The organism is Phyllobacterium sp. (assembly GCF_037994405.1).
GTDB lineage: Bacteria > Pseudomonadota > Alphaproteobacteria > Rhizobiales > Rhizobiaceae > Phyllobacterium.
In genome coordinates, this window is record NZ_JBBNAN010000092.1 from 1 (window position 1) to 9,447 (window position 9,447).

The following is a 9,447-nucleotide window of genomic DNA, read 5'->3' on the forward strand; positions in this document are numbered from 1 at the left end:
ATAGCGCCGAGCTGGCTTGTTACTTCTGAATAACTTTCCAGTTCTTGTAGAAGATCGAATTGCTGCCCTTCAGGACAACGCCCATGAACGCGACGATGGCGGCAAACAGCCCTGGCATATAGGAAGGGCGCAGGATATCGACGAACAGGCAGTAGCGTGTCTGGTCGGTCTGGTTGACCGACTGGTGCATCAACGTGTCATCGAAGATGAACAGCTTGTCGTCTCTCCAGTAGCTCGTCGTGTCGCCGCACCAGATATAGGCCGTGCGGTCATTCATGTCGTTGATGTTGTAAAGAACGCGGATCGTCGCCCGCATCGGGCCGAAATGCTTTGATGTCGAGTTCTTCTTGTTGAACACCGACACGCCGATCGTCTTCACGAAATTGTATCTCTCGTAGAAGGACGGTACATTGGCGAAGCTCGGCTGGTCTTTTCCGTACCATTTGAAGAAGAACATGCTGCGCGCCTGCTGTTCCGCCCGCGCCTGCAACTGGCCGACGATGTTTTCCTTTTGTGTCGCCGTGATCAACCGCTTTACCTCGGCCTGATAGTCGGCCGGCAGGTCCTGCAGCTTGTAAACGCCCTTGTTGATATAGGGCAGCGACAGGATGTCCAGGATGATGTTCAGCGGCGACAGTATCCAGGTGAACATGCCGTTTCCGAAGAAATATTGCTCGACGACCTCACGGTTCAAATTCTTGTTGCGTGAGAGATCATAGAGGCCGCAGATCAGATAGAAGATCACCAGATAGGGGACAAAATAGGCGATGACGCCTAAAAGAACCAATCCGACAGCCCAACGTCGAAGGGACTTTTTCGTTGCTTTTTCCATGGTATTCCAGGTTCGGCGCCAGCAATGCGAGACAGGGTGGCGCGGCTTGTTGAGACAAATCGATCTTGCGCGATATACGGCCGCCGGAGAATTTTTTAAAGTCGCCAATGGCGGTCAGGAATAGGCCTTAAGGCGATGGGTCTGTCAAGAGCGCGAAAAAGGGCGGTCCGATACCGCCCTTTCCTCTGTCTAAGTGTTCAGCTCATGCCGGATTTGCAGAACCAATTGCCTTCAAGCCTTGCCATTCAACGACGGCGAAACAGGCAACGACTGCCGTGACCGCAAGGCCTGCTACAATCCCGAGGACCGTGAAGGCGGACGGCATCAGCATCAGGATTGTCGGGACGCCGATGACCCAGAGCAAATCCGCCGCGAAGACGAAGCCGACCAGCGGTGCCGACGCGGATTTCCACCGGGCGATAATGCCGACATCGATGGCAAACACAACGAGGGCAATGCCAAGCGCCGAAATCAACCAGACCGGCGCGCCCGGCATCAGGTAGATTGCGGAAAGCTCCGCAAAAAGCGCTAGACCAAGACCGGTAACGCCGGTCAGGATGGCATTGATCATAAGGCCGTCTTTCAGATTGATATTCAGCATGTTCGTTTCCTCTTTCGTATTGATGACCGAACATTGCAAGAGTGAGGTAGTCAAAACAATTACCTCTGAGGTAATGGTTATGCTGCACTTGGTGTGAAATTGTGAATTGGGCACGGAACACGGCGATGGAATTTGGTGATCAACTGAAACAGTGGCGCTCGCACCGGCATCTGAGCCAGCTCGATCTCGCCCTCGATGCCGGCATTTCGGCCCGGCATCTGTCCTTCCTTGAAACCGGCCGCGCGCGGCCGTCGGAAGGCATGATCATGCGTATATGCGAGACGCTGGAGCTGCCGTTCAAGATCCGCAACGAGCTTTTCACCGCCGCCGGCTTCGCACCGCGCTATCTTTGTGCCGAGCGCGAAGGCCTTGCCGGCCTGCCGCCGCTGATCCGCGATACGTTGCAGATGATCCTCGAGCGGCACGCGCCATGGCCGGCGGTGGCCTTCGACGCCGATCACAATATCCTCGCCGCCAATGCCGGATTCATGGCTCTTGCCGATGCGCTTGGCATCAGCATTGCGCCGGGCATGAACATATTGGCGCTGGTGCTCGAACCTGGACCTGTGCGCGCGGCGATTGCGAACTGGCCGGAGGTTGCCTTGCTGTTTTTCAAGCGTGCCCGCAACGAGGCGCGGCTCTATGGACCACGCAGCGAACTGGCCAAACGGATCGCCAGTTATGAAGACGATGCGGAACTTGCAGCACTGCTGCGCAGCAACGAGAGCGAGCGCGACCCGCCACCCGTCATCACGGTTCAACTGCGTTTGGGTGAGGCGGTCACCAGTTGGATCACCACGCTCACGGCCTTCGGCTCGGCACAGGAAGTGCTGACGGAAGGAATATTCATCGAGCAATATTTCCCGGCGGACGACGCGACAAGGGCCATTGCAGATAGTACGGGGCGCTGATCGCGCAGCGCCCCGGTCTTATCAGCCATTGACGAGGGCGAGCGCTGCATCTGTGTAACGCTTGCCCGCGACGCGGGTCGGCGAGAGCGCATCGCCGATCCTGCTGAGATCGTCTGCGGACAGGGAAATATCAGCCGCAGCTGCATTCTCTTCCAGATGCTTGATCTTGCGCGCACCGGGGATCGGTACGATGAAATCGCCCTGATGCAGGACCCAGGCCAGCGCCAGCTGCGCCGGTGTGACGCCCTTGTCAGCCGCCAGGCCCTTCAGCGTGGCAATGAGCGCGGCATTGGCGTCCATGTTTTCCGCCTGGAACCGCGGTAGCGTCTTGCGCCAGTCATCGGCACCAAGTTCGTCCGGCTTGTTGATCGTGCCGGTCAAAAGACCACGGCCGAGTGGACTATAGGGCACGAAACCGATGCCGAGTTCGCGGCAGACGGCGAAGACCTCCTCTTCAGGCTCGCGGCTCCATAGCGAATATTCGCTCTGGACGGCAGCAATCGGATGGACCTTGTGGGCGCGGCGGATCGTGGCGGCACTGGCTTCCGAGAGGCCAAGAGCTTTCACCTTGCCCTGCTTGACGAGGTCGGCCATGGCGCCAACCGTATCCTCGATCGGAACATTCGGATCGACGCGATGCTGATAGAACAAGTCGATCTGTTCGATGCCGAGCCGCCCGAGCGAAGCTTCGGCGACGGCCTTCAGATGTTCCGGACGGCTGTCGACACCGACCATGCGCGACGGGCCTTCGCCTTCGTCGGCGATCTTGAAGCCGAATTTTGTGGCAATCACAACCTTGTTGCGGCGGCCCTTCATCGCCTTGCCGACGAGGATTTCATTGTCGAACGGTCCATAAACTTCGGCCGTGTCGAAAAAGGTGACGCCAATATCCACCGCGTGATGCAGCGTCCGGATAGCGTCCGCTTCGTCCTGTCCGCCATAGGCAAATGTCATGCCCATGCAGCCAAGCCCGACAGCCGAGACGCTGAGTTCCGTTCCGAGTTTGCGTTTTTCCATCACTGATCTCCTTGCTGGTGATGGGCGGAACATAGGGCGCGGAACAGTGTTCGATAATTCCCTTACGATTTCACAGCTTGTTCTATAATATAGATCAATGGATCGATCTCACCTGCCGCAACTTGCCATCTTTGCCACTGTCGCTGCTTGCGGCGGTTTCCGCGGTGCCGCCAGGGAACTGGGTATTGCACCTTCCGCCGTCAGCCACGCCATTTCCAGCCTCGAACAGAACCTCGGCGTGCGGCTGCTTGCGCGAACCACGCGCAGCGTTGCCGTGACCGAAGAGGGAGCCTTGCTGCTTAAACGGCTTCGCCCTGCGCTGGGTGAGATCGACCTCGCGCTCGATGCGGTGAAGGAGGCGAATAACCGTGTCGCCGGCAATCTGCGCTTGAGCGTTCCGCCCTTCGCTGCCCATTGGCTGCTGGCGCCGCGCATTGCCGACTTCAGCGAGGTCTATCCCGGCGTCACGCTCGAATTGCGGGTCGAAGAACCCTTCAACGATATTGTCGCAGCGGGGGTCGATGCCGGCATGCGGCTTGGCGAAAGCCTGGAGCCGGACATGATCGCCGTGTCAATGAGCGGTCCGATCCGGGCCAACATAGTCGCCGCACCAAGCTATCTGGAAAGACACCCCGCGCCGTTGCATCCACGCGATCTCTCAGAACACCGCTGCATTCGCCGGCGCTTTTCCAGCGGACAGGTTTACCGCTGGGAGTTCGAAAGGAATGGTCAAGAGATCGTCCTGGACGTAAATGGTCCGCTGATCCTCGGCGATGACCGTCTGGTGATCGAGGCGGCGATTGGTGGTGCCGGGCTGGCATTCCTATTGCAATACATGGCGTCGGAGGCAATCGCAGACGGCAGGCTGCGCCGGGTGCTCGAAGATTGGTGCGCGCCTTTCCCTGGCGTCTATCTCTATTATCCGAGCCGCCGCCAGATGCGCCCCGCTCTTCGTGCTTTCATTGATTTCTTCAGATATTTGCCCTGACATGGCTTTCCTTTGAGGCGTAAGTTGCTCTACGTTGCGCGCCGACGAGAAGGAGAAGTTATCATGTTTCGCTGGGGTGTTTTGTCGACTGCAAAAATCGGGGTCACGGCGGTCATTCCCGCCATATGCGACGCGGAGAACTCGGTGCTATCCGGCATCGCCAGCCGCGACCTTGCGAAAGCCAAGGCTGTGGCAGCACGTTTCGGCGCACCCCATGCGTTCGGTTCGTATGAAGCGATGCTCGCATCGAAGGATATTGACGGCGTCTACATCCCGTTGCCGACCTCGCAGCATGTCGAATGGTCGCTAAAGGCGGCCGAAGCAGGCAAACATGTCCTGTGCGAAAAGCCGATTTCCCTGCATGCCAGCGAGATCGCTGCCCTGCAGCGCGCCCGCGACACGAATGGCGTGTTGATCTCGGAAGCCTTCATGGTGACCTATCATCCGCAGTGGCTGAAGGTGCGCGAGCTGATCGCCGGCGGAGCCATTGGCCAGCTGCGCCGGGTGCAGGCAGCCTTCACCTATTTCAACAAGGATGCCGGCAATATGCGCAACCAGCTGTCGCTGGGCGGCGGCGCGCTACCCGATATCGGCGTTTACCCGACCGTGGTCACCCGCTTCGTCACGGGCAAGGAGCCAGTGCGGGTGACGGCAACGGTCGAGCGCGATCCCGATTTCGGCACCGATCGCTATGCCAGCATCCGCGCAGATTTCGATGGGTTCGAGCTGACCTTCTATGTTGCGACGCAGCTCGCTGCGCGTCAGTCGATCGTGTTCCATGGCGATGAGGGCTACATCGAGGTGCTCGCGCCCTTCAACACCGGCAAATACGATCACGCCAAAATCACCGTCCACAACAGCAATCACAGCAGCGCCACCGAATACAATTTCAGCGATGTGAACCACTATCGCCTGCAGGTGGAAGCCTTCGCCCGTGCGGCGAAGGGCGAGGACGAGCCGGTTTTCACGCTGGAAAATTCGGTTCTCAACCAGAAGCTGATCGATGCGATCTACCGTGCCGACGAAACCGGCAAGTGGGAAGCGGTCTGACCAGAAGCCTTACCAGTAGACACCGCCGCGCGTCACATGCACGCGCGGCTTGCCGTCGGGCGTGTAAAGGCTCGCGGCGCAGGCCTCGCAATCGGCGTCAGTATCCGGCACAACCGGATGGATGGCCTGGGTATTGATCAGCGACAGGATTTCCAGATTGTTGGAATTCCAGCGGCCATATTGCTGGCCGACCTGCGGAACCGACCTTGGCCGGGTGCGGATATGCTCCTGCGGCCTGAGCGATAGCCCGGCCAGAATATCGTCCGGCATCCTGTCGCCGCGTGCAACGACGGCGCAGGCCTCTTTCAACGCATTCAGCCGTGCTATGCGGGCTTCAGTCAGCGGATGCGTGCGAAGAATTGAGGGATCAGGAATACGCCCGCCCGGCAGGATCAGGCTTTCCCAGACTTTGCCCTGCGCCTTTTCGAGTCTCACCAGTGCATGAGCCAGTCCATCCGGATCGCCCGTCAACATTGCTGCACCGAGATCGGCGTCGAACTCGCGCGTCCGCGACAGCGCCATTTGCAAAAGGCCGCCGACTGTCGGCGCAAACAGCAGCACCAGCACACCGAGCCATGGCACTTGTGCGGCCGACCCGCTGGCGAGCCAGGTGATATTGAACAGCAGCGACACAATGCCGATCGTCGACATCAGCGAAGTGAAGCGCGAGACCGTGTCGGCCAGTGCCATAACTCTCAGGTCTTCATTCCTGATATGGCTGATCTCATGCGCGAGCACACCGGTCAGTTCGCGCGCCGTCAATGCCCGAATCAGCTGATCGGTCACGGCAACCACCGCATTGTCCCTCCGCCCGACAGCAAATGCATTCATCATGCGTGAAGGGATAACATGCAGCTTCGGTGCCTTTGGCAAACCTGCCCGCCGGGCAAGTTCTTCGACAATTGCCAGGCCTTGCGGAAACTCGACCTGCGTGACCGGCCTTGCCTTGTACATGGCCAGCACCATTTGAGGGCTGATGCGTTTGATCGCAAAGAGACTTATACCGCCGAAGACGAAGGCATATGCAATGCCAGCGGGCCCCGCGAGCGTCCAGGCGCAGACGACGAGCAGGACGAGACTGCCGGCCAGAAGCAGCCATGTGTGCAACGTATTGATCAGCCGGCTTCGCCGGTGTCCGGGGATATGAAGGGGAACGCTATTATCGGTCATGGGGGATATATGGGGCGAAAAACGCGTTTTGCCGAGTCTTTTAAGGTGATTATGGGTGCAAATGCTGTAGCTTCTGACTTGCATGGTAATTTCCCCCTTCTTATATAGCCCCCAACACTGTAAGTACCGCCCGCCTCAGTGGTCCTTAATTGTTGAAACCCCTAGGGGCTGCTGAATGGAATGCTCGGCAGAGGTCCCGGCAGCCTGCTGAATGGAGATAGAGTAATGGCTAAAGTTATCGGTATTGATTTGGGAACGACCAATTCCTGCGTTGCCGTCATGGATGGCAAGAACGCTAAGGTCATCGAAAATGCGGAAGGTGCGCGTACGACGCCTTCGATCATCGCCTTCACGGATAGCGATGAGCGCCTCGCTGGCCAGCCGGCCAAGCGTCAGGCCGTCACCAATCCAGAAGGAACAGTCTTTGCGGTCAAGCGCCTTATCGGCCGTCGCTTTGACGACCCGACTGTTGAAAAGGACAAGAAGCTTGTGCCCTACCACATTGTCAAAGGCGACAATGGCGACGCCTGGGTAGAGGTTCACGGCAAGAAATATTCGCCTTCGCAGATTTCCGCGATGATCCTGCAGAAGATGAAGGAAACCGCGGAAGCCTATCTCGGCGAAAAAGTCGAAAAGGCCGTCATCACCGTTCCGGCATACTTCAATGACGCCCAGCGTCAGGCAACCAAGGATGCCGGCAAGATCGCTGGCCTTGAAGTGCTGCGCATCATCAATGAACCGACTGCCGCTGCTCTTGCCTATGGCCTCGACAAGAAGGAAGGCAAGACCATTGCCGTATACGATCTGGGCGGCGGTACGTTCGACGTGTCGATCCTCGAGATCGGCGACGGCGTTTTTGAAGTCAAGTCGACCAATGGCGACACGTTCCTTGGCGGTGAGGACTTCGACATGCGTCTGGTCGAATATTTTGCTGCCGAGTTCAAGAAGGAACAGGGCATCGACCTGAAGAATGACAAGCTCGCACTGCAGCGCCTCAAGGAAGCTGCAGAAAAGGCAAAGATCGAACTTTCGTCCGCGCAGCAGACCGAAATCAACCTGCCCTTCATCACCGCCGATGCCTCCGGTCCGAAGCACCTGACGATGAAGCTGTCGCGCGCCAAGTTTGAAAGCCTGGTTGACGATCTGGTTCAGCGCACCGTTGATCCTTGCAAGTCGGCTCTGAAGGATGCCGGCCTCAAAGCTGGCGAGATCGATGAAGTGGTTCTCGTCGGCGGCATGACCCGCATGCCGAAGATCCAGGAAATCGTGAAGGCCTTCTTCGGTAAGGAGCCCCATAAGGGCGTGAATCCGGACGAAGTGGTTGCCATGGGTGCCGCCATTCAGGCCGGCGTTCTGCAGGGCGACGTCAAAGACGTTCTCCTGCTCGACGTTACCCCGCTGTCGCTCGGCATCGAAACCCTGGGCGGCGTCTTCACCCGCCTGATCGAGCGCAACACGACGATCCCGACCAAGAAGTCGCAGACCTTCTCCACGGCTGAGGACAACCAGTCCGCCGTGACGATCCGCGTCTTCCAGGGTGAGCGCGAAATGGCTGCCGACAACAAGGCGCTTGGCCAGTTCGACCTCGTCGGCATTCCGCCCGCACCGCGCGGCGTTCCGCAGATCGAAGTCACGTTCGACATCGATGCCAACGGTATCGTCAATGTCTCGGCCAAGGACAAGGGCACGGGCAAAGAGCATCAGATCCGCATCCAGGCATCCGGTGGTCTCTCCGACGCCGACATCGAGAAGATGGTCAAGGACGCCGAAGCCAATGCCGAGAACGACAAGAAGCGCCGCGAGGCCGTCGAGTCGAAGAACCAGGCCGAAGCCTTGATCCACTCCACCGAGAAGTCGCTGAAGGAATATGGCGAGAAGGTCTCGGCTGAAGACAAGCAGGCAATCGAAACCGCTCTGGCCGAGCTGAAGTCGGCAACGGAAGGTGACGATGTCGAGGCGATCAAGGCCAAGACACAGACCTTGGCCGAAGTCTCGATGAAGCTTGGCCAGGCGATGTATGAAGCCTCACAGGCGGAAGCTGCCGCCGAAGGCGGACAGGCTGACGCGACTGCCAAGGCCGATGACGATGTTGTCGATGCCGATTTCGAAGAAATCGACGAAGACGGCAAGAAGAAGTCGGCCTAAACGAGACACCCGATCCAACGAAAAGCCCGGCCATCGTGCCGGGCTTTTTTGTCCATTATACTTATACTTTAGCTCAATTGACCGGCTTCAGCCTTGGCGCATAAGAATCGACAATTTAATCGGTTCAAATGGCTGCTGGTGGTGTGAAGGGCAAGGCGACCCCGACGCCATTGCAGTCGCTGTTGCCGGCAAAGGCCCATGACGTGACGGCAAGCACCGCCGACAAGCCGGCAAACGCCTTCGACTGGAATTCCGCCACTGCGTGGAAAAGCGCATCCGGCTCCGCCTGGATCGAGGCCAGTTTGTAAAGTCCGAAGAAAAGGTAGCGTCGTCAAGCTCTATGCGATCGCGTCAGCGGCCGTAGACGGACAGGATCGAGCAAGTTGGACTTCTCAAGGCATCCAGGGACGGAACGACCTGGGTGATGCGCGATGAACGCAAGGGCGAGACCCTCAATTGGCGCCGGCAGACCAGTCCGTTTGCAATAAAGAATAGCGACGTCTAGAACTACAGGTTGGAGTTTGCTGGAACCAGCGCTTTGAGCGTGTCGGAATTCGAATTGCTTGCGGAGGCGAAAAATCCCTGAAAAGCAGCGGCGCGATTCAAAGGGCATGCTGGCTATTGGCCGCCATGCCCTTTATCATATGGTTCTCTTCTCCCATGCAAAATCAGCCAAGACTTGCCACACAATCGCAATAATGCGGAAATATGCGCCATTTCGGGCGAATCAATG

At 58.2% G+C, this 9,447-nt stretch carries 9 protein-coding genes; 5 read left to right on the forward strand and 4 right to left on the reverse strand.

Translation table 11 applies throughout. From position 1 onward, the window contains the following. Positions 1-19 precede the first annotated feature (19 nt). On the reverse strand, positions 20-787 hold the full coding sequence (locus AAAC48_RS05555) for an aspartyl/asparaginyl beta-hydroxylase domain-containing protein (protein ID WP_340653223.1): 768 nt from the start codon (positions 785-787) through the stop codon (positions 20-22). A 247-nt stretch (positions 788-1,034) separates the two neighbouring features. Then, positions 1,035-1,433, reverse strand: a complete 399-nt coding sequence (locus AAAC48_RS05560) for a hypothetical protein (protein WP_340653224.1) — start codon at positions 1,431-1,433, stop codon at positions 1,035-1,037. A 125-nt stretch (positions 1,434-1,558) separates the two neighbouring features. Between AAAC48_RS05560 and AAAC48_RS05565 the strand changes: the two genes are divergently transcribed. Continuing rightward, a complete protein-coding gene (locus AAAC48_RS05565) occupies positions 1,559-2,344 on the forward strand; it encodes a helix-turn-helix transcriptional regulator (protein ID WP_340653225.1) in 786 nt (261 codons plus the stop codon). A gap of 21 nt (positions 2,345-2,365) precedes the next feature. Here AAAC48_RS05565 and AAAC48_RS05570 read toward each other — a convergent pair whose 3' ends face one another. Beyond that, on the reverse strand, positions 2,366-3,361 hold the full coding sequence (locus tag AAAC48_RS05570) for an aldo/keto reductase (protein WP_340653226.1): 996 nt from the start codon (positions 3,359-3,361) through the stop codon (positions 2,366-2,368). 97 nt (positions 3,362-3,458) lie between these two features. On the opposite strand from AAAC48_RS05570, the gene AAAC48_RS05575 reads away from it, so the two are divergent. Both AAAC48_RS05575 and AAAC48_RS05580 read left to right on the forward strand, forming a co-directional pair. Beyond that, a complete protein-coding gene (locus AAAC48_RS05575; protein WP_340653227.1) occupies positions 3,459-4,349 on the forward strand; it encodes a LysR family transcriptional regulator in 891 nt (296 codons plus the stop codon). A 63-nt stretch (positions 4,350-4,412) separates the two neighbouring features. After that, positions 4,413-5,399, forward strand: a complete 987-nt coding sequence (locus AAAC48_RS05580) for a Gfo/Idh/MocA family oxidoreductase (RefSeq protein ID WP_340653228.1) — start codon at positions 4,413-4,415, stop codon at positions 5,397-5,399. A 9-nt stretch (positions 5,400-5,408) separates the two neighbouring features. Here AAAC48_RS05580 and AAAC48_RS05585 read toward each other — a convergent pair whose 3' ends face one another. Then, complete coding sequence (locus AAAC48_RS05585) at positions 5,409-6,569, reverse strand: zinc metalloprotease HtpX (RefSeq protein WP_340653229.1); 1,161 nt, start codon at positions 6,567-6,569, stop codon at positions 5,409-5,411. A gap of 225 nt (positions 6,570-6,794) precedes the next feature. Here AAAC48_RS05585 and dnaK point away from each other — a divergent pair, with 225 nt between their 5' ends. Continuing rightward, the gene (gene dnaK, locus AAAC48_RS05590; RefSeq protein ID WP_340653230.1) at positions 6,795-8,714 is read left to right on the forward strand and encodes a molecular chaperone DnaK; all 1,920 of its coding nucleotides are present in this window, start codon (positions 6,795-6,797) and stop codon (positions 8,712-8,714) included. Positions 8,715-8,842: 128 nt separating this feature from the next. Continuing rightward, on the forward strand, positions 8,843-9,022 hold the full coding sequence (locus AAAC48_RS05595) for a hypothetical protein (protein ID WP_340653231.1): 180 nt from the start codon (positions 8,843-8,845) through the stop codon (positions 9,020-9,022). Positions 9,023-9,447: the final 425 nt, after the last annotated feature.